General features: G+C 37.1%; 14 protein-coding genes and 1 pseudogene. 10 read left to right on the top strand and 5 right to left on the bottom strand.

The genetic code is table 11. From position 1 onward, the window contains the following. Positions 1 to 736: 736 nt before the first annotated feature. The 3 genes and pseudogenes from BUA16_RS03295 to BUA16_RS03285 form a co-directional block, all read right to left on the bottom strand. Positions 737 to 1,660 (bottom strand): DsbA family protein, encoded by a 924-nt coding sequence (locus tag BUA16_RS03295; protein WP_143150444.1) that lies wholly within the window; start codon positions 1,658 to 1,660, stop codon positions 737 to 739. A gap of 46 nt (positions 1,661 to 1,706) precedes the next feature. After that, positions 1,707 to 1,976, bottom strand: a pseudogene (locus BUA16_RS19190) (monooxygenase); the annotation flags it as partial. A 67-nt stretch (positions 1,977 to 2,043) separates the two neighbouring features. Next, complete coding sequence (locus tag BUA16_RS03285) at positions 2,044 to 2,418, bottom strand: hypothetical protein (protein ID WP_072763209.1); 375 nt, start codon at positions 2,416 to 2,418, stop codon at positions 2,044 to 2,046. A 124-nt stretch (positions 2,419 to 2,542) separates the two neighbouring features. Between BUA16_RS03285 and BUA16_RS03280 the strand changes: the two genes are divergently transcribed. Next, on the top strand, positions 2,543 to 2,893 hold the full coding sequence (locus BUA16_RS03280) for a winged helix-turn-helix transcriptional regulator (protein WP_072763208.1): 351 nt from the start codon (positions 2,543 to 2,545) through the stop codon (positions 2,891 to 2,893). A 456-nt stretch (positions 2,894 to 3,349) separates the two neighbouring features. On the opposite strand, the gene BUA16_RS03275 is transcribed toward BUA16_RS03280, so the two are convergent. Together BUA16_RS03275 and BUA16_RS03270 are read right to left on the bottom strand one after the other, a co-directional pair. After that, the gene (locus tag BUA16_RS03275) at positions 3,350 to 4,192 is read right to left on the bottom strand and encodes a mechanosensitive ion channel family protein (RefSeq protein ID WP_072763207.1); all 843 of its coding nucleotides are present in this window, start codon (positions 4,190 to 4,192) and stop codon (positions 3,350 to 3,352) included. Between the two features lie 323 nt (positions 4,193 to 4,515). Continuing rightward, the gene (locus BUA16_RS03270; protein ID WP_072763206.1) at positions 4,516 to 6,486 is read right to left on the bottom strand and encodes an aconitate hydratase; all 1,971 of its coding nucleotides are present in this window, start codon (positions 6,484 to 6,486) and stop codon (positions 4,516 to 4,518) included. Between the two features lie 876 nt (positions 6,487 to 7,362). Between BUA16_RS03270 and BUA16_RS03265 the strand changes: the two genes are divergently transcribed. From BUA16_RS03265 to BUA16_RS03225, 9 genes are all read left to right on the top strand, one after another. Then, positions 7,363 to 7,917 carry an RNA polymerase sigma-70 factor gene (locus tag BUA16_RS03265; RefSeq protein ID WP_072763205.1) on the top strand — a complete coding sequence of 185 codons (555 nt, stop codon included), beginning with the start codon at positions 7,363 to 7,365 and terminating at the stop codon, positions 7,915 to 7,917. A 67-nt stretch (positions 7,918 to 7,984) separates the two neighbouring features. Beyond that, the gene (locus tag BUA16_RS03260; protein WP_072763204.1) at positions 7,985 to 9,178 is read left to right on the top strand and encodes a FecR family protein; all 1,194 of its coding nucleotides are present in this window, start codon (positions 7,985 to 7,987) and stop codon (positions 9,176 to 9,178) included. A gap of 224 nt (positions 9,179 to 9,402) precedes the next feature. Further along, positions 9,403 to 12,873, top strand: coding sequence for a SusC/RagA family TonB-linked outer membrane protein (locus BUA16_RS03255; protein ID WP_072763203.1), 3,471 nt, complete (start codon positions 9,403 to 9,405; stop codon positions 12,871 to 12,873). 11 nt (positions 12,874 to 12,884) lie between these two features. Further along, positions 12,885 to 14,663 (top strand): RagB/SusD family nutrient uptake outer membrane protein, encoded by a 1,779-nt coding sequence (locus BUA16_RS03250; protein WP_084668421.1) that lies wholly within the window; start codon positions 12,885 to 12,887, stop codon positions 14,661 to 14,663. 219 nt (positions 14,664 to 14,882) lie between these two features. After that, positions 14,883 to 16,286 (top strand): sulfatase-like hydrolase/transferase, encoded by a 1,404-nt coding sequence (locus BUA16_RS03245; protein ID WP_072763202.1) that lies wholly within the window; start codon positions 14,883 to 14,885, stop codon positions 16,284 to 16,286. A gap of 7 nt (positions 16,287 to 16,293) precedes the next feature. Next, positions 16,294 to 18,369: a sulfatase-like hydrolase/transferase gene (locus BUA16_RS03240; protein WP_084668420.1), complete on the top strand. Its 2,076-nt coding sequence runs from the start codon at positions 16,294 to 16,296 to the stop codon at positions 18,367 to 18,369. 96 nt (positions 18,370 to 18,465) lie between these two features. Beyond that, entirely contained in the window at positions 18,466 to 19,896 is a 1,431-nt protein-coding gene (locus BUA16_RS03235) for a sulfatase (protein WP_072763200.1), read from the top strand. 34 nt (positions 19,897 to 19,930) lie between these two features. Next, entirely contained in the window at positions 19,931 to 21,445 is a 1,515-nt protein-coding gene (locus tag BUA16_RS03230) for a sulfatase family protein (RefSeq protein ID WP_245795512.1), read from the top strand. A 410-nt stretch (positions 21,446 to 21,855) separates the two neighbouring features. Beyond that, positions 21,856 to 23,046, top strand: coding sequence for a cytochrome-c peroxidase (locus BUA16_RS03225; RefSeq protein ID WP_245795511.1), 1,191 nt, complete (start codon positions 21,856 to 21,858; stop codon positions 23,044 to 23,046). Positions 23,047 to 23,048 lie beyond the last annotated feature (2 nt).

Raw genomic sequence — 23,048 nt, 5'->3', positions numbered from 1 at the left:
CCTAACGCGGATTCAACACAAATAATTAGCAATGGTTCAATGTATGAATTGGAAAATACGCAATTGGGTTAAATTGGAATGTCGTTTTCCTTCGGCATTCTTCCCTTGTTCCTCTAAGCACAAACGAAATAGGTTCTTAGGTGGCACGCCCTACTTATTTTCTTTTTTAACAAGCTAAAAGTACAATGCCTTTGGTTTAAATAGCCTTTCATGTAGTATACATAAACTTTTCAATGCTTTCTAAAATTAAGGTAGGGTTTTCCCCTTCGTAACTCGCCACCATTGCCCCTAGTAGGCTATCTTTTATGGATTGAGGCAATGATACCAAAATATTCTATTGCTATTTTGAGGAGTACAAGGGCCGTAATTAAAGACTGGGCAGTCAAAAAACTGGCAAAAAACATTAATAAGACTAATACAATTAGAAAACGATTAAAGATGAAAAATAACAAAATAATCTTTACCGTTTTAGTCTTTTTTCTAGCAAGTAACACAGCTGCTAAAAACTTGGAAACATATGAATTAATAGCAACAGACACAATTGTTGATTTTTCCAACTAGGAAAAAGGAGTAACTATAATTTCTTTTTACGACTGGTATACTTTATTTAAATAATTGCTCATTTCTTGATCTAACCAAAGGTAGTTGCAAGTTTAAAGTTCCCAGTTTTCTTTGGAATTTCATCGCATATAAACCTGCAACTTATTTTATTTGTGACAGTTAGCAAAAATTATATTCAATTTTCGCTTTTAAAGAAAAGGTCTCCGTTTTTAGACTGTATTTTAGAAAGCCATTTACGCTCGGACAACCGCTCTAAAAGGTTTTTACTTTTTTGTCTACCCAAACCAGATAGCTCGGAGAACTCCCTTAGCGTTAAGGAATTAAACTTTTCGAACAAATAATCTACTGAAGTATCATAAGCCTTCTTTTCAGCTGTTGGAACAAGTTCTAAAACCTTACTTTCAAAAACATCATACGGTCTTGTTCCGTATATGAATTCTGATGCTCCTTCCTTATTGCTAAATATAAAGGTAGGAAACCCCCTTACCCCATTTTTTTTAGCCAATTGTAAATCTTCATTAAAAAGAGCTACAGCCTTACCTTTATAATCGCTTAACAGGCGTTCGGTATCTAAACCGCTATCTTTTGTTGCCAATAGAATATTCTCCCACTTGGTCATGTTCTTTTTTGACAGGAACATTAACTCCCTCATTTGCCTAAGAAAAAGAATTGCTTTTTTAGGGGCTTGCAGTTGTGCCGCCTTAAATGCAATTGATGGCGGATAGGATGATGACATGGGGTCTTCTAACCACAAATCGCCATCAATGGGCATATCGTAATGCAAGCTTACCTCATCCCAATGACCAGCAACATCTTTAGGTGAACTTATTCCACCACTGTTGTAACTCCAGTCGGGCAATAAGCCCCCCATTCTGTAATCTATGGTTAATAGATGCCCGTATTCTAATTTAAGCTTATGAAGTTGCGGCTCAACTCCCCAACAAGAAGAACAAATAGGATCTGTGTAATATAAAATTTTAATAGGTTTTTCTTCGGCCAAAATTCCCTCTTGATTCGCTTCTCTAGTGCCTATCGGCATTTCACACATTCCTGTTGTTACATCGCATAAAAGTGGATTATTATCTTTTTGACTATTCATATTTTCCGTTATTATTTATTACACAGCCCAATCGTTGCTTGTGCGATTATTTTATTGGACCATTATTAAGTTCACTTAGCCCTTGGTTGACCTCAGAAATTTGACCTTTAATATTTGTATATCCAAAATTTGTAAGACGCGCAGAATGCATTGCCAAAAATTTAGGGGCACTTTCTCTTGTATCAAATAAATACACGCCACCGCCCGTTTTTTCTCCTTGATTTTCTGTCCACAGCTTCTAAATTAAACCGGGTTCCCGATTGATAGATGCTGCCAACTCACTTAATTGATTTTTTAATTCATCGCCAAATGGACCATTGTGGGGAAAACCTCATACATGATTACTGGCATAATATTTACTTTTTAAATTAAACTTCCTTCAATTAATTGCGCTTCCATTGCAGAAAACTCAAAATCGATAGGAAAATGAAAAAGGCGGGATCTGACCATCCTAATCCGTAAAAGATACCGGTAAAACAAGCATACAAGGTTACTATCACTCCAAGGATATTGGTCAACAATAAACTCATCATTAACTGCTTGGCAACGTCACTTTTGTCCTCTACATTTTTTAACATAAAACCAATAATGGCAATTCCACCTAAAAAGATACTAGTATGTTGCGATAAAAAAACGGCATACTTATCGTTTAATTGTAATCCATAATAAGGCCATAAAATACTTGGAATCACAAATAACCCAATTGCAAATAAAGCATACACTGCACTGTGAATGGTTAAAAATTTTTTGTTATTCATATTTTTAATTTTAGAAAGTATAAATCAATGCTACAAAAGTATGCCCTTGTTGCTATCTTTGAGGTATTATTTTCCTTTAGGAAACTAGTTTCCTAAAGGAAACCATTATTAAACAGTACAACAGATGAAACAGAAAATAGAATTATCACCACAATGCAAAGGACAAATAAGGGCTATTGGTGATACCATGGAATTATTGGGCGGAAAATGGAAAATTAAAATCATAGGAACCTTATTATTAAACGGAACTATGCGTTTTATGGAATTAAAAAGAGCTGTAGAAGGTATTGCCCCAAAAAAATTATCAAAAGATTTGCAGGAATTGGAATTAAACGAATTGATTACAAGAACGGTTAAGGAGACCAAACCGATTACCGTAGAGTATGAGCTTACACCACACGGAAGAACCCTAGAGAATTTAATTAATGAAGCGATGAATTGGGGAATACTTCATAGAAACCACATTTTAAAATAAGCCTTCTATATCCAAGATAAGTATCCGTTGCACTACGCAAGGACCTCCGAAATACGACCCCTCAAAGAGGCAAGATGTTTGTTGTTCAGTAAACGCCCTTGCCACCTCAACAGGAATAAACTGCAAAAACCTCAACAGGGCGTTACCAATGTCACCCTTATAAGCGGCCTTAGGTGAAGCCTATAAGGAGTTTATCCAAACATGGCGCCTTTTATTTTTATTTAGGTAAAATTGTTGAACCCTTTTGAGTTATCTTTTAAAAAACACATTTTGGAACGCTTTTACTGTTGGCCCAGATATTTTTTTGCGTTAGGGACCGCGGCGGCATCCCCGCAGTGAAACAAGGGATATAGACAAGGGCCCGCCCGACGAAGGAGGGAACGCCCAAATTATTACCCTACGGATTAATGTACTGTCTGTCAAAACCAAACAAAGCCAATAGAGGAAAACTCGCCATTAATCTTCTTTTGGACTAGATTTTATATGTACATCCATTTGAGGGAATGGTATGGTGATATTGTTTTGTTGAAACTTTAAGTTTATAATTCTGCGAATATCACTTTTCATTCTGTCTGAACCGAAAATGGTGCTACTATAAAAAAGGATTTGGAAATCTAAGGATGAGTTTCCAAAATTCTTAAGCCTTGCTTCTACAGTTTTTTCATCATTCACCTCTGGATGTTCTCTAGCACTTTCTTCGAGGATTTTAATAACGAATTCTACATCGCTTCCATAGCTGACTCCTACATCTATTCTAAAACGATTTAGATTTGTTTGATGACTCCAATTAATTACTTTATTGGTAGTAATTAAAGAGTTGGGAATAATAATTGAAATGTCGTCCGTATTTAGTCCTTTAGAAGTACGCAAGCCAATCTCCTGTATCTTCACAATATCGCCATCGATTTGAAGCACATCTGAAATTCTGATTGATCTTTCGGAGAGCAAAATGATTCCAGAGATTATATCGTTGAATGTTTGCTGTAATCCAAGGCCTATCCCTACCAGCAAGGCAGCGGATCCGGCAATTAACAAGGTTACTTTAACCCCAAAAGTTTCTAAAATAAAGCCAACAGCAATTACCCACAGTGTGTATTTTATAATTTGGTACAAAGAATAGGTATTTCCTTCATTGTATCGTTCTAAGTTTCTTTTGCGAAACATAGATTTCTTGATAGCCCATAAAATAATCCTAGTTATCATTATTATTAAAAATGCTATGACCAAACCAATAACTTTCAAATTATATTTTCCGATGCTCAAAAGCTCAAACTCTAAAAATTTATGCAGTAGTTCCATAGTATTGGATTTTCGGATTTTTATTGGAGATCATTAGATGAGCCAGTCTGCGTGTACCAACTGTGTCGGATGAAAGTAGGCAATGCAAAGAAAGTGCTCAAAAGACATTCATTCACATATTAAATGTAACGATTATTTCGCAATTCTTTGGGTGTGGTTTTTATCAAACGCCCCTATTCTCTTGTACGACAGACTATAAACCTTGAATAATGAAATGAGCGGTAATTCCGTTAGACACATTTTATCACAATAGAATAAATTTTATTTAATGACATAGATTTCGATTGATGATTAAAGGATAGGTCAGGGCTGAGAATAGTTTTCTATGTATTTAGTTTGTCCTTGAACTCATTAATAATCCCCCCTTGAAGCAGCATATTTATCTGACGATCGCTTAGGGTATGTTTGGTATCAAACTCAAGTTTTTTACCCGAATCCTTACTGACTCTGACTTTAATAGGATTTCGGTTTTTAATATCGTTCCTTAAATTTTTAAAGCTCACGGTGTCTCCCTGCCCTATTTTGTCATAATCTGCGATAGTCATAAATTCGAGGGGCAGTATCCCGAAATTTACAAGATTTTGCCACGCTATCCGGGCATAGGAAACGGCTATCACAGCGACCTGTCCAAGATATTTGGGTGCCAATGCTGCGTGTTCTCTGCTCGATCCTTGGGCGTAATTCTCCTTGGCGACTACAATGTGTCCGCCATACAAGGATTTTGATTCCATGGCCCTATCATAAAAGGAATCATCTATCACCGTAAAGGTATATTTGCTGATTTCTGGAAGATTGCTTCTAAAAGGCAATACTTCGGCCCCGGCCTTCAAAATCTCATCGGTGGAGACGTTGTCTCCCGTTTTTAGGAGAACGGGCACCTCATACTTGTCCAGCAGCGGATTAATATGGGGCAATGCTTTAATATTGGGTCCTTTCTTCAATTCAATTTTTGAACCATCCTCGGGCGGGGCTACCAACAGTTCTGTATTGATAATTTCCATTTCCGGGCTTTCATATTGGGGATAGGACATTTCGAATAATTCCTCAAGATCCCTAGGGTCGGTAATCTTTCCGGTTAAGGCAGAGGCCGCCGCCGTTTCTGGGCTGCACAGGTACACTTGGTCGTCTTCCGTCCCCGACCTGCTCGGGAAGTTTCGTGGCATGGTCCTTAGACTAATGGTGTCCGAGGCTGGGGCCTGGCCCATCCCGATACACCCCATACAGCCTGATTGGTGGAATCTGGCTCCTGCTTTGATTAAGTTGGCAAAGGCACGGTTATCGATCATATTCATGATGACCTGTCTAGAGGTCGGGTTGATATCAAAAGACACCTCGCCGTTAATGGTTTTGTCCTTTACAATGGCTCCGGCCATCCAAAAATCGCGCAAGCCCGGGTTTGCGGAAGATCCGATGACGACTTGGCCGATGGGTTTTCCTGCAACTTCGCTAACGGCAACCACATTGCCGGGACTTGTAGGTTGGGCAATAAGTGGAACCAACTCGTCTAGCCTTATTTCTTCATGTAAATCATATTCACAACCTTCATCGGCCAGGAGTTCTGTCCAATCTTCTTCTCTGCCCTGAGATCTTAAAAAGCGTTTGGTCTCCTGATCGCTGGGAAACACCGTCGTGGTTGCCCCTAATTCGGCTCCCATATTGGCAATAACGTGACGGTCCATTGCGCTTAGGCTTTTTAATCCGTCTCCATAATATTCCAAAATTTTTCCGACCCCGCCTTTAACGTCATGTCTACGGAGCATCTCCAGAATAATATCTTTAGCACTTACCCAGTCCGGAAGTTTTCCTGTTAATTTAACCCCCATTACCTTGGGCATTTTTACAAAATAGGGTTCTCCTGCAATGGCAAGGGCAACATCCAATCCCCCTGTACCAATGGCGAGCATTCCCAGAGATCCCGCCGCACAGCTATGACTGTCCGATCCTACCAGCGTTTTTCCCGGTTTACCGAAACGTTCCATATGCACTGGATGGCTTACTCCGTTACCGGGTCTACTATACCATAGGCCAAAACGCTGTGCAGCCGACAAAAGGAATAAATGGTCATCGGCATTTTTAAAATCGGTCTGCAACAGGTTATGGTCTACATATTGAACGGCAACCTCCGTTTTGGCTTTTTTAAGCCCCATTGCCTCTAGCTCTAGCTGAACCAAAGTTCCCGTTGCATCCTGTAACAAAGCCTGATCTATTTTTATCCCTATTTCAGACCCAGGGGTCATTTCTCCAACGACCAAATGGGAGTTTATAAGTTTTTGGGTGACATTGTATGATTTCATAATATTATTTTATTTAAGCAGCCAGCAGGGAACAAACGACCGTTGTTTTTTAGATTCTATGGGGATGCAACTGGTGTTTTAGGGAACAGATTTGTGTGTAAGGGACAAAGTATGGTTCCAATCCACCTTCTATTAAAGATACGGATATTTGGGTTGCGATTCTAGTCTGGTTGCTAATAGCCGAAAAATTACGATAACTGCATTCTCTTAATATAGAAATTGTCACGGGAAAATTGTCAAAATTTGGCGTACTACTCAGGGAAAATAATAGTACCAATAGAAATAGGTAAGTGTACCGTAAAACTAGATACTAAAAAATATAGGTAGATTTCGAAGAGGTTTCTTTTATTAATTATTGCCTCCCTAAATGACGGTGTATACAGAATTTATTATATTTTTTTACATATACTTACAATTTTTAACCTGTAAACATCTTCAACTCCGAATACCTCAAACACCTGAATGATTTCTGGCTTTTCCTTTAGGCTCCATCTTAATTAGGGCTGATGTAAACTCTCCCTTATCTGAATAAAGTGCGTCATATAGTTTCAATAATAAAATTTGAATTTGTTGTAAAATTTTATTCAAGCTACTACCAATGAAAACCTATTTGAATTGAATGAGGTTAAGAATGTATTATCAAGATCGAAGTAAGTTGCCTTCTTAATTATTTTTAAAATGACTACGTTTCAACTTGATTATATGCCTTATACAGTAGGGCTATATTGATTTATCAACAAGAAAAAAGTGTTTTTAGGATGTTTTATAAAAAGCACCTTACTTAACTACTAACACAAAAGAAAGTACTAGTCCGTTAAATTAATTTATATTAGCAAAAGTTAATCTTAAAACCCCTCCTCATATTTAATTTGATTTATGTCTTCAAGAGATTTAATGTTATTGGAAAAACTTAAAGGTGGTGATGACACCGCTTTTAAGGAAATTTTTAATCTCTATTATATGCCTTTATGTGTTTATTCCCTGAAGTACTGTGACTCTTTTCAAATAGCTGAAGATGTTGTCCAAGAACTATTCGTAAAGCTTTGGGACGAAAAAATATATATGAAATTTGAAGGCGCTATGGCCCCGTATCTTTTTAAAGCAATTAAGAACAATACGTTTCAACTTATGAAAAGGCGACTAAAGTATCAATTTGAAGAAATTGACCATCACGTTAGTGTTCTTATGGAAGAAGATAACTTGGATACCAGTAGTTTTGAAGAAAACAAAATGAAATTGTACAAAGAAATCGAAGCGCTTCCTGAAAAAAGCAAAGAAGTATTTAAAGCCATTGTATTGCAAAATATGAAATATAAAGAAACCGCCGAATATTTAGGAGTTTCAGTAAATACAGTAAAAACCCACTATTCTAGAGCATTGAAACAACTTCGAGGTTCACTTGATGTTATCATAATGTTGCTTTTAGTTTAAAAAAAACTTAATTTCTTTTCACCCATTTTTAATCCTTTGTATATATATAATATAAAAGGGAGTGAATATGGATAAAATCAGCAATCATATTGTAAAATTAATTTCAGCTTACGCAGCTAATGAAATTAATAAGAATCAATTCAACGATTTGAAAAAATGGTTAAATGAAGCTCCAGAGAACCAGAAAATATTCATTGACTATTTACTTTTTTATAAAAAATCGCAACGTATTGGTTTTATAGATAGTTTAAATGTTGATGCTGCTTGGGCCACAGTAGTTTCGCAATTTCAACGACCTATAGACGGTACCGCCAAAAACTTAAAAGGTAGATTAAGAATATTAAAGCCGACATCAAAAGTAATAAAATACGCCGCCGTTGTTGTTTTGTTTTTTGGCTTCGTCTTTTTCTACCAAAATTTTTATTTGTCAAGACACTCCGAGATACTATCCTCTTCAGAAAATATCACACTTCAATTGGAGGATGGCAGTCTTGAAATCATAAATTTAGATACATCTTTCAATATAATTGATCCCAATGGTAATGTGATAGGATCACAAAGTGGGAGCCAATTGGTTTATACTAATCAAATAAGTGAAGAAACAATAGCTTACAATACCTTAACTGTACCTTACGGAAAGTGTTTTCAAGTGATTTTATCCGATGGTACCAAGGTGGATCTTAATGCGGGTACATCTTTAAAATACCCCGTTAAATTTGGGAAAGGAAAAAACAGAGAAGTGTTTTTGAATGGAGAAGCATATTTTGATGTAAAAAAAGATACGGCACATCCATTCGTTGTTAACGCAAATGATATTAACATAAGAGTATTAGGAACACGGTTTAATCTGTCTTCCTATCTCGAAGACCGTGTTATCAATACGGTTCTTGTTGAAGGGTCTATAAGTATATATGACCAAAACGCAACATACAAACCAGAAACTTCTACGCTTTTGGAGCCAGGTTATAAGGCTTCTTGGGATAAAAATAAACAAATTATTGCTATTGAAGAAGCCGATATAGAGATGCATACCGCCTGGATCAATGGTCGAATTATTTTTAGGCACGTCCCCTTTAATGATATTATAAAAAAATTGGAAAGGAAATATAATGTTACTATTCAAAATAATAATGAGGATCTAGGTAAAGATATTATATCTGCCAGTTTTGACATTGAAACGATAGACCAAGTGTTCAGTTATATTAATGAGATTCACCCAATAGATTACGCCATTAAAGACAATACAGTAATAATTAACTAACCTTTAAAAACAAGACTTGCCAATGAAATAAACTATTAAACATATCAAATCAAAAAAGTCGCTGTATTCTAAAATACAAAGAATCGGAAGGTGGTTGCAACACCTCCCGAATCAAAACATGTGACTAAAATTAATTAATCACCAAAATGCATAACAAAAATATGAAAATACCACATAATTTAAGGAAGCGACCTGCTGCTTTTCTATTTAAATTTGACTTAAAAATGAAACTAACCACACTCATTTTAATTGTTTCGTTATTTCAACTTCAAGCCAATGATTCGTATGGACAAAAAACGAAAATCACTTTGACTCTTGAGAATGTAAGCCTAGAACAGGTATTTAACAAAATTGAATCCCTTACCGATTACAAGTTTATTTATAAAGATAGTGAGGTTGACTATCGTAAAACTACTTCTATAAAAGTTACTAAAGAACAGTTATCATCTGTTTTGGAAAAGCTTTTTAAAGAGTCGAATGTTCGCTTTAGGATTATGGATAATCAAATTATTCTAAAACCTAAAAAAGAACCTATAGGGTTAAAGCTAACCTTAGATAATAGTTCAATTAACAATTCAATAGCAACCCAAGGCATAAAAGTAACGGGAACAATATATGATTCAAATGGTCAACCGCTACCTGGGACGAATATTTTGGAAAAAGGAACAACTAATGGGATACAGTCTGATTTTGACGGAAAATTTACCTTAACGGTTAAAGATAAGAATGCCACGTTGGTTGTGTCCTATATTGCATTCTTAACACAAGAAATTGTTGTTGGCAATAAGACGAATATAATCGTAAGATTAGAAGAAAATGCATCAGAATTATCAGAAGTTGTAGTTGTAGGGTATGGTACCCAAAAGAAAGAAAATGTTTCCGGTGCTACTTCTACCGTGAATTTTGAAGACGTCATTGCAGATAGACCAATTTCCAATTCAGTAACTGCTCTTCAAGGAGCGATCCCTGGATTGCAAATAAATGTTGGGTCCGGTAGACCTGGTGCAGAAGGTGCATCCATTAACATTAGAGGTTTTCAATCGCTTAATGGAGGCCAGCCATTAATTTTAATGGATAATGTCCCGGTAAATATAGGAGATATCAACCCAGATGATATTGCTAGTGTTTCTGTTCTTAAAGACGCTTCAGCATCTGCGATATATGGTGGTCGCGCTGCATTTGGAGTGATTTTAATCACCACTAAAAAAAGTAAAAAAGGAAACACCCCAAAACTAACATATTCCTCAAGTATGAGCGTTAGTTCTCCTTTAGAACTAATTGAGCCAGCTTCTCCATTACAATTTGTTCAAACACTTAAAGATACTGGTGTAGACAATTACTTTTCTGGGCAAGACACTGGAATATGGATTGATTTAATAAATCAGTACAACCAAGACCCTTCTAGTATTCCGACCAAAGATGGTGTATTTACCGATGAGAATGGGCAGTTTTACCCCTTAAGAAAAAATGATATTGTAGGCGATTTTCTTGACGACACCGGCTATACCCAAATTCATAATTTAGCATTCAGTGGCGGTGCTGAAAAATCTACCTACCGTGTATCCCTAGGTTATTATGATGAAGATGGCATCATGGCATCAAGTAATGATAGTTTTAACCGATACAATCTTAACGCATTTCTTCAATCAGAATTATCTAACAATCTTACCGCAAGTTTAAGTACAAATTACAGGGCAAGTACTACTTTAAATCCGGTAGCAAGCTATTTAGATGCTGTACAGTTGAGAACCTTCTCTGGCTCTGGAGATTTCACTTTAGAGGATGGATCTACTGTTCCATTTGGCACACCTGAAAATCTTGCTAGGCATAGAACTCCTGGTAAAGTGGAAAATAGAAATATTCGTTTGACCGGAAAATTAGAGTATAAGCCCATCAATAATTTAACTATAACAGGAGAATATACATACCAAAATAGTGTTGGTAATTCTAGAAGCTCTAATAACGGCGTACTATTTTATAGTCCATTTAGATTTGAGCCAGACCCAATCCCCCCTACAAGTTATAATAGATCTAACTCTGATATCGTATTTAAAGCTCTAAATCTATATGCAAATTATCAGCAAAGTTTAGAGGATCATCATTTTTCAATACTAGTGGGAATGAATGATGAAACCAACCATTCTGAATCATTTTCTGCCGGCATAGATAATCTAATTAGCCCAGAGCTACCCACCCTAGGACTAGGTACAGAAAACCCGACTAATGGTGATAGCTTTGGTGAATGGGCCGTTCAAGGTGCTTTCGGTAGGATTGGCTATAACTTTAAGCAAAAATACTTTTTAGAGGCGAGTGGTAGATATGATGGTTCCTCAAGATTCCCTTCCGCAGAGAGGATAGGTTTTTTTCCATCTTTTTCTAGCGCATGGACCTTGTCAAGAGAATCCTTTTTTGAGCCTGTGAAGGATGTTGTTTCATTTTTGAAGTTTAGGGGTTCTTGGGGGGATATAGGAAACCAGAACATTGGACTTTATCCATACCTCCCAACACTTTCGGCATACGATGCTGCTTGGGTCAACCCTAACTCCTCTATACGTTACACCACATTAAGTACCCCCGGCCTGGTAAGTTCCAGTTTTACCTGGGAGCGAGTAAGAACTCTTAATTATGGTGCCAATGTTAACTTTTTTTCCAATAAATTAAATACGACCTTAGATATTTATACTAGAACCGTATTTGACATTTTAGCGCCTGGTGCGGATTTACCCGGTATATTAGGAACCAATGCTCCACAACAGAACACTGCGACTTCTGAAACTAAGGGGTGGGAGTTTCAAATGACTTGGAGAGATCGTATAGGGAAGGACTTCACCTATAATCTAGGTTTTAATATAAATGATAATGATGCCAAAATTGTTAAATATGACGATAATAAAGTTGGCTTACTGAGTAGTTTTTACGAAGGGCAGACCATTGGGGAATTATGGGGCTATGTATCTGACGGATTTTATACCGTGGACGATTTTGTGGAAGGTTCCTTAAATGCGGATTTAAGAAATGGTACCTTGAAAGATGGCGTTGTTTCCATAGAAGGCGTAAGTCCGAATCCTGGTGATGCTAAATTCACTGATTTAGATGGTGATGGAGTAATTACTGATGGAAACAATACTGCTTTTTATACCATTGATGAGGCGACTGGAAATATTGTTCCAGAAACAGGCCCGGGTGATAGAAAAGTTATAGGAAACACCAACAGACACTTTCGCTTTGGAATTCATGGTGGTGCTAGATACAAAAATTTCGATTTTTCCTTTAGAATGAATGGTGTAGGCAAACGAGACTTTTATAATAATGGTCAATTATACTTTCCTTACGTAGGTGAGTTTAGCAATGTATTTGCACATCAAACGAATTATTGGACACCCGAAAATACAGATGCCTATTACCCTCGAAACTACCCTCTAGGAGGAGTCAATTACGGCAGTAGCAGAAGAACACAAACCAAGTATTTACAAGACGGATCATACCTCGCCATAAGCAATATTTCTTTAGGGTATTCAATGTCATCCAAGGTTCTTGATAAAATATTTCTAGATAGATTGAGATTTACGCTGTCTGCTGAAAACCCTTTTATTAGCGATAATTTACCCCCTGGGTTAAATCCTGAATTTGGTAGTGCTGGTGGTAATTATCCGTTTCAGAAGAAATTTGCATTTGGGGTTAATTTAGAATTTTAAAAAAAGATAACATGAGAAAAATAAATAAGTTAATAATGGCAATGGCCGTTATGCTTACCATAAGCTGTGTAGATGATCTAGAACGACTGCCTCTAGACCAATTAGTAGAAGAAACAACGTTTACTTCAAATACCAACTTCAAAACTTATGCATGGGGATTCTATAACATTTTTAATCCTTTTGATTTAGGTTTTATTAATCAGGATTGGAATTCCGACATGTTGGTGAGCAGCAACAATAATAACGGCCAAAATTGGCTACATCAAAGAATTACGGTTCCTGCTTCCAGCGGAGACTATACTGCTCCCTATAGTATCATTAGGAGAGCTAATATTATGTTACGTAATATTGATAATCCAGCGCTGTCTGAAACACAACAAAATCATTGGAAGAGCGTAGCTTTATTTTTTAGGTCTGTTGCTTATTTTAAGCTTTTACAAAAATATGGCGGTGTTATTTGGGTTGAAGAGTTTATAGGTGAGGATTCTGAGCTTTTACAAGCCCCCAGAGACACCAGAGATCTAGTTGCATCCAATATTCTTAGAGACCTTAATTATGCTGTTGAGAATATAAATAAAGATGGGAGTGACGATAATAGTGTAGATACCGATGTGGTTAATGCCTTCCTGTCTCGTTTCGCACTTTTTGAAGGTACTTGGAGAAAATACCATAATCTGGAAGGAGGAGAAACCTATTTAAGGGCAAGTGCCACTGCTTCTGAGGCCGTTATGACTGGTAAATCTATAACAGGAACATATGATGAGCTTTTCAATAGCGATAATTTAAAGTCTAACTCTAATGTTTTACTTTATAGAGAACATGTAGATCAAGTATTAACCCATGCATTAACTTCTAGACATAGAAACTCTGCCGGTAACTGGGATCTAACAAAGAAAGCTGCCGATATGTACTTATACAAAGATGGAACACCTGTGGGTGCCAATCCTGATTTTGTAAGTGGGGCTATGTTAGAACGAGATCCATATACAGAATTTAGAGATCGCGACGAAAGAATGTTGGTTACTGTAGTCCCACCTTTCAGGGTCAAAAGAAACGTTGGAGGAAATCAAAGGGTATGGGAATTTCATGATGACCCAAAACATAGGGAGTTTATTGATATAATGCCAAATATTATTGGAAATACTACTAAGCAGTTGCCATCTTCAAATCACACTGGATTTTTTGTAGGCACATCACCTCATTTTAGAGATTTTAATGAAGGTCATGGTTTTAATGTAACCCGTACAGGATATAAGTCCTTTAAATATTATGATCAGTTGAATACAGGCAGGCAAAATAACGATATTTCTGATGCTCCAGTATTTAGATTGGGTGAGGTATTGTTGAATTATGCTGAAGCTAAATTTGAGTTAGGAGAATTTAACCAATCTGTAGCAGACAAAACTATATCTCCTTTAAGAGCTCGAGGAGGTGTTGCGCCACTAAATATTGCTGCCATTATTGATGATCCAAGAAGAGATTCTTCTATTGATCCTGTTTTGTGGGAAATAAGAAGAGAACGCGCCATTGAATTGATGTTCGAAGGCGACTATCGTTGGCAAGATCTTAGACGCTGGAAAAAAATGGACTATGCGGCTGAAAAGAAATTGGGAAGATGGATTGTAGCTGCAGATTACAACAACAGATTACCCGTTGATGGGGATGCTGCAGAGGGATATATTTCCTATTGGCCAACTCCCCCTGCGTTTCCAGATCATTATTACTTGTTCCCAATACCCTCAGACGAACTTTTATTAAATTCTAACTTGGAACAAAACCCAGGATGGTAAAGGGATTATTACAGTAGTAAAAAGAACTGAATTGTCTAGAAACAATTATAGCTATAAGTATAGCTATAATTGTTTCTTTTAATTACGCAAAAATGATTCTTACAGAGATAAAAATTTCACTTTTACTCATAAATAGAAATATCCTTGCATTATACTCAATTTCTGCCTAGGTTATCGACTGTCCCATTTTTTAAATTTAAAAATAAAACTATTGTATTTATGAAATTTCATTTTCTATTATTGGTCTTTTCTGTATGGCTCATGGGATGCAATTCGACAAAAACAAATCCACTCCTCCCACATAAAAAACCTAATATAATTGTTATTCTAATTGATGATGCCGGTTATTTAGATTTTGGATTTATGGGGAGTAAAGACCTAGAAACTCCCAATATAGACAAATTAGCAAAAAGTGGAGTGGTATTGACCGATGCACATGTTACCGCTACTGTTTGTGCACCATCCAGAGCTGGATTAATTAGCGGTAAGTACCAACAAAGGTTTGGTTTTGAAGCAAATGGAACGGGCTCAAAACAGTCGGGAGAAATCGGGTTGGCCGATGATGTAATTACTATAGCGGATGTATTTAAACAAAATCATTATAAGACCATTGCTTTAGGTAAATGGCACTTGGGATATAATGAGGATGACCATCCAAACAATCGTGGTTTCGAGGAGTTTTACGGTTTTTTAGGAGGAAGTAGATCTTATTTCCCGTTAAAAAAGGTGAATTCCCACTCTATGCTTCAGCAAAATGGAAAACAAGTAAAATTTGAAGGATATTTAACAGATGTCCTAGGAGATAGGGCAGTTAATTTTATACAGGAAAACAAAGAGCATCCATTCTTTATGTACTTAGCCTTTAATGCCGTTCATACGCCTATGGATGCAAAAAAAGAGCATTTAGCCAAATACGAAGGACACCCACGTCAAAAATTGGCTGCTATGACATGGTCGTTGGATGAAAATATTGGAAAGTTAATGAATAAGTTGGCCTCTACCGATCAACTTAATAATACTCTAATCTTCTTTTTAAGTGATAATGGCGGGGCAACTACCAATCAATCCATAAATGGACCATTGAAAGGATTTAAAGGAAATAAATTTGAAGGCGGACATAGGGTCCCCTTTATTGTTCACTGGCCAGAAAAGCTTAATGGAAACCAAACCTATGATGGTTTAAGTTCATCATTAGATATCTTTAAAACATCTATTGCCGCTGCTGATATAAATGAGGATGAAAATTGGGGATTAGACGGTGTAAATTTAATTCCCTTTTTAAAGGGAGAGAAACAAACTGAGCCACATGAAAAATTATTTTGGAGAAAAATTGGAAACTCTGCCGTACGTATAGGAGATGACAAGTTGATAAGATTAAAAGGTCATGGAAGTGTGCATTATAATTTAAAAAATGATTTAGGGGAATCTAATGATTTGTCTAAAGTTGATACCATTCTGCACAAAAAATTAATATATCAACTAGAGGACTGGGAAAAGGATATAATGCCTCCATTATGGGAAGAAGGAGATTATTGGAAAAAAAGAAATTTTAAAATTCACAAAAACCTAATGGAAGATAAATATAGGGATGTTAAGGGTATGAATACATTATTAAATAATTAAAACAAATATGAATTATCAGAGAGTAAAGTTCTTTCTTCTTTTGTGTACAACAAGTTTATTTTTGAATGCACAACATGGAAACAAAAATTACACGGACCAACCAGTGACCAATAGTGGCCCCAATATAATCTTCATTTATGTAGACGATTTAGGATTTGGGGATTTAGGGAAATTTTGGCAAAACCAAATTTCAGGGGACAGAAAAATGGTTACACCTCAACTAGATGCTTTGGCCAATGAGGGAGCTATGATGACACATCACTACACCGCAGCTCCTGTCTGCGCTCCTGCTAGAGCATCTCTACTAGAGGGTTTACATCAAGGTCATTCCAGTGTTAGGGACAATCAGTTTGATGCACCCTTAAAAGAAGGATTGACCATGCCCGAAATGCTTAAAAGGGCTGGATATAGAACTTTGCATGTTGGTAAAGCAGGTTTGGCTGGTAGGCGTGGGGCTTCTGAACCGGATCCCAAAACATTAGAGGCGCATCCTTTAAAAAGAGGGTTTGACCAATTTTATGGCTATTTATATCATATACAAGGACACGAACATTATCCTCAAAATGGCACTACTCCTCAAAGGGCCTATTTCACTAATGGCTACGACATGATTTTAGAGGACACGGAATTGACTTATTCGACTGACGTTTTTACGGCTAAATCTAAGCAATGGATCGTTGAGCATGAATCTTCGCGCCCAAATCAACCATTTTTTTTATACTTAGCGTATGATGCTCCCCATGCGGCCTTACAAGTCCCAACACAAGAATATCCCAAAGGAGGAGGACTTAACGGAGGTTTACAATGGACAGGACAAACATCTCCAACACCTTGGGTCAATACGGCTTCTGGCAAAAAAGATTCTTATATCCATCCAGATTATGATAATAAAGATTGGAGTGAAGGAGACAAGAGGCATGCTAGTATGATCCGAAGACTTGATAATGCCGTTGGAGATATCATCCAGCTTTTAAAAGATTTGAAAATTGACGAAGAAACATTAATTGTTTTCACTTCAGATAATGGCCCTCATAACGAAGCTGGCAGTGGTGGTCAGTTTGCTCAAAATCCAGAATTTTTCCAATCCTACGCTAATTTAAACGGCATAAAGCGGGACTTATGGGAAGGTGGAATTAGAATGCCTACGATTTGTAGATACCCTGGGGTAATCCCGAAAAACACTGTAGTTACATATCCCTCAGGGCAATGGGACTGGCTAGCTACCTTTGCTGATCTAGCCAAAGTATCGATTCCTGCATATACTGATGGGGTTTCTTTAATGCCATCCTTAACGCAAAACAACAATCAAATAGTAAACCAAAGATATCTTTACGGGGAATATTTTAATAATTCCAAAACACCGAACTACGCAGATTTTGAAAATTCAAAAAAAGGGCGAAAAAGAGGTCAAATGCAATTTATCCGTATTGGAGATTATAAAGGTGTCCGATATGATATTGAGAGTCATCGTAGCACTCCATTTGAAATTTATAATGTAGTAAAAGACGAAAGAGAAAGTGTAAACTTAGCCCTATCTATGCCAGAACTGCAACAAGAAATGTTAGACAAGGTACTTCAACTAAGAAGAAGTTCATCTACCAATAGACCTTATGATTTGGATTTTATCCCTAGCGTTAATTTGCCAGGGGCTACCAATGGTTTACATAAGAGGGTTTATTCAGGAACTCATCATTGGGTGCCAAATTTCGAGTTAATCGCCCCTGAAAAAGTATCCATTTCCCCTGGGGTTAACTTAGATACAAATGGACTGACCGCAGAAGTTGGATTGTTTTATAAGGGGTATATCAAGGTTCCTAAAGACGGAGCTTATACTATTTCCTTAAAATCTGCTTCCAATTGTCATATTATGCTCCATGAAATCCACTTAATAAATAATGATTTTAACTATAGCGGTGCCGAGTTATCGGAGCAAGTGTACTTAGAAGCAGGATTTCATCCTATTCGCATATACTATCAACAAAATGATAATATAACCCCATCTATTTCCCTTAAAATGGAAGGACCGGGAATGACAAAGACAACAATACCAGATAGCATGTATTTTATAAAGAAAACGATGTAGACCATATGCTCGAACGGTTGTGAGGTGTAATAATAATGTACTGGTATTCTTGGAAAGGAACACAAAACTAACTTTTATTTTTTTAATTTAATACTCATGAAAAAAACCATACTATCAGGAGCAACGGTTTTGTTATTGCTGATGCTATTGACCTCTTGTAAGAGCAAGGGTAAAGAACTGCCCAACCTTTCCACGCCCCCCAACATCATATACATTAATGTTGATGATTTAGGGTGGAAAGATGTAGGTTATATGGGAAGTACCTATTTTGAAACCCCGAATATTGATAAGCTTTCCAAAGAGGGGATGGTTTTTACACAAGGCTATGCGGCTGCAGCAAATTGCGCACCCAGTAGAGCTTGCCTAATGAGTGGACAAAATACACCAAGGCATGGCGTTTATACGGTGTCTCCTTCGAGAAGAGGAAATTCTAAAACAAGAAAAATTATCCCAAGCTCAAATACAGATCACTTAACGAATGCCATGGTCACCATGGCTGAAATGTTTAAAACAGCTGGTTATACTACGGGGACTTTTGGAAAATGGCATGTCACCATGGATCCCATAAATGATGGTTTTGATATCAATTTTGGGGGAGATCATCGTGGAAACCCGGGTAGAAATGGCTATACGGCACCGTATAATGCTTTACCAAATTTAGAAAAGGCCCCGGAAGGTGAACATTTAACGGATAGATTAACCACTGAAGCCATAAATTTTATTGAAACCAATAAAGACACCCCTTTCTTTTTGTATTTACCATATTATGCCGTTCACACCCCTTTAATGGGAAAAGAAGAATTAATTGAAAAATATAAAATTAAGGGAGGTTCCCAAGGGCAAGACAACCCGGTTTTTGCCGCTATGGTCGAAAATGTCGACATCAATATTGGTAGATTATTGAGTATAATAGAGAAGCTTAATTTAAGCAACAAAACCTTAATTGTCTTCACATCAGACAATGGTGGAATTAGATCTATCTCTAGCCAAAACCCTTTAAGAGCAGGAAAAGGATCTTATTACGAAGGCGGTACTAGAGTTCCATATATTATAAAATGGCCCAACACTATTAAGGCAGGTAGTACTAATGCAACTCCTATTGTAAACCTAGACTTCTTTCCTACTTTTATGGAAATTCTAGAGGTGGATTTACCCAACAAAATATTGGATGGTATCAGCATACTACCTTTACTAAAAGGTAATAAAATAGAAGAGCGCCCATTATTTTGGCATTTTCCTATTTATTTAGAAGCCTATAACGAATCCAAGGATGATGGCAGAGACCCATTATTTAGAACACGTCCAGGATCTACTATTCTCTATAAAAATTGGAAATTACATCACTATTTCGAAGACAATGCTTTGGAACTTTATGATTTAGAAAAGGATTTAGGAGAAAGAAATAATTTAGTTGCTATTAACCCCGAAAAAGCTGAAGAATTATATAATATATTAGATTCATGGCGAAAAGAAGTCAATGCACCAATACCTTCTGAACCAAACCCGGAATATGACCCTAATTATTAAATATCAAAAAAAGTAAAACACTAAAAACATGCAAATGACAAAACACCTAGTAACCATAGGCCTTGCCCTTATATTGACAAGTTGTGGCGATAAAACCAATAAAAACATACCGGAAGAGACCTCCAATTCCAAACCAAATATCGTTATTATCTATGCAGATGATTTGGGTTACGGCGATGTTAGTAGCTATGGTTCTACGGAATTGATCACTCCAAATATCGATCGTATTTCTAATGAAGGTATAAAATTCACCAACGGTTATGCCACATCCCCAACCTGTACTCCCAGTAGGTTTTCTCTCTTGTCTGGTATTTACCCATTTAGAAGTCAAAAAGCCAAGGTATTGCCCGGTAATGCTCCTCTCCTATTTGAAGTTGGTAAACAAACGCTTCCGTCTATGTTGCATGATGCTGGATATTTTACTGGTGTTATTGGTAAATGGCATCTAGGTCTTGGCGATGAAAACATGAACTGGAATGGGGAAATAAAACCAGGACCAAGGGAAATTGGTTTCGATTACTCGTATATTATGGCTTCTACCAATGATAGGGTACCATCAGTCTATGTTAAGAACCATCATATTGACGGTTTAGACCCGAACGATCCTATTGAAGTTAGCTATCGCGAAAACTTTGAGGGTGAACCTACAGGTAAAGAGAATCCAGAATTATTAAAAGTGCATCCTAGTCATGGACACGACCAAAGCATTCACAACGGAATTTCAAGAATTGGATATATGCGCGGTGGAAAATCTGCTTTGTTCATAGATGAAGACATGAGTGATGATTTCTTAAAGGAATCTACAAAATTCATCAATGACCATAAAGACAAACCTTTCTTTTTATTCTATAGCTTACATCAGCCGCATGTACCGAGAATCCCACACCCAAGATTTGCAGGAAAATCGGGATTAGGACCTAGAGGTGATGTTATTTTAGAAGCAGATTGGGCTGTTGGCCAATTTTTAGATGAATTAGATAGATTGGGTTTAGCTGAAAATACAATTGTAATATTTTCAAGTGATAATGGCCCCGTTTTAGACGACGGTTATGAGGATGAGGCCATTACAAAAAATGGTAAACACACACCGAATGGAGGTCTTAGAGGTGGTAAATACAGTAAGTTTGATGCAGGTACACATGTGCCTTTTATGGTAAGATGGCCAGCTGAGATAAAACCAGGTGTTTCCGATGCATTAGTATGTCAGATTGATTTTACGGCTTCCTTTGCTTCGTTGGTTGGACAAGAAAACTTGACTCCCGATAGTGAAAACATATTAGATGCTTTTATCGGAAAATCAAAAGTTGGAAGAGACAACCTTATCCTAGGAAGCCAAGGCATAACTACCTATCGAAAAGGTGATTATGTTTTGATTCCCTCACAAAAAGGTCCTAAAAGAAATTGGGTCAATCATGAAACCGGGAACGATATAAATGTTCAGTTGTACAACCTTAAGGAAGATAGAGGTCAGCAAAATAACATTGCTGATCAACACCCTGAATTGGTAAACAAGATGTTAAACGAAATTGAGATTATTATAAATAAATAAAAAACAATGGTGATAACTATTCATTTCTCCTAACTAATATCACAAGCTAATCATCTCATATTTGCCCTGTCAATCTAGTATTAAAAAAAAGGTGGCCTCCCCTCTTAGGGATGTCCACCTTTTTTGATTTTCCAAAGTACGTATTTCCTCTTTTCATAGTACCCAGAAGAGGTGTTTTTTTAATTATGCAGCACATTCCAGATAATCTGCTCCCGTTTCAGAAGGGCAACAACATTCTTTTTCTGAAAATACGCCAACCAAAAGTGTCCCATTCATCACAGTATAGCTACTTTTCATCACAAAGCCCCTAAAATACTTAGGTTTTTCTACTATTCTATTTTAATTCGTAATCGAGTGCTTTTTGCATTCTTCGAGCTTTTTCACCCTACCAATCCATTGCCTAATAATTTATGAACGGAAATAGTAGAATGCTAAAATCAGTAGTTTCGGGAGTGATCCTGATCATTTCCCTATTTTATTTTTTTCCTAATAAAGTTTCCGAAACCTTTGAACCAATTCCGAAATTAAAGTCGCAATGTCCTCCTGGTTTTATAAAAAATGATGATAACGAATGTATTGCCCTAAATCTGTACCAACAATACGATTCGCCGCATAATAAGGGTGTTGGGGGGTTACAGACTTCGCTTCCTGAAATTCGTGATGGCTTTTCCCCACAGGAAATTGATTTAGGACGATATTTATTCTTCGACCCTGTACTATCGGGTGACGGCACTATTTCATGCGCTAGCTGCCACGATCCCAAAAAGGGATTTTCAGATGGACTCCCCACCAGTATTGGCAGTAATGGCCAAAAATTAACCCGCGGCGCTCCTTCACTATGGAACGTTGCCTACCTAAAAAAACTGTTCTGGGACGGACGGGCCACCACTTTGGAAGAACAAGCCCAGGGGCCTTTATTTTCTGAAGTGGAAATGGACAATACCCCCGAAAACCTTTTGAACAGCTTGAATGCAATCGATACTTATAAATTGATGTTCGCGGAAGCCTTTCCAGATAAAAAACCATCCGAAGAAATCAAATTAAACGAAATTTATACTGCCCTTTCTGCTTTTCAAGCATCCTTAATTTCCTTAAATAGCAAATACGACCAATATGCCCACGGGTATCACGATGCCTTGAATAAAAATGAAATTGAAGGGTTAAACATCTTCCGTTCCTTTGTTGCCCGTTGCGCAGAATGCCATACTCCCCCACTATTCACTAATCAGCAATTCGCTGTTATAGGGGCACCGGAACCAAACGGACTACCGCTAGACCCTGGTGCCGAAATACCTTTTAAAGACAAAACCTTACGAGGGGCCTTTAAAGTGCCCAGTCTTCGAAATATTGAAAAGACCGCCCCCTATATGCATTCGGGGAATTTTGAAACGCTGCGTGAAACGATACAATTTTATACCGACGGCCGGGGTCACGCCGTACCGGAAGATGAAGAGCTGATCGTTCATTGGCATATTTGGGAACCAAATCTAACTGATTATGAGATGGATAGATTAGTCGACTTTCTAAAAACCTTGACAGATGAAACATTTACACCACCGGTACCGGAAAGCTTGCCTTCTGGAATAAAACCATCCATTTAATA

Source organism: Arenibacter nanhaiticus (assembly GCF_900141935.1).
GTDB lineage: Bacteria > Bacteroidota > Bacteroidia > Flavobacteriales > Flavobacteriaceae > Arenibacter > Arenibacter nanhaiticus.
This window is presented reverse-complemented; position numbering and strand designations above follow the sequence as displayed.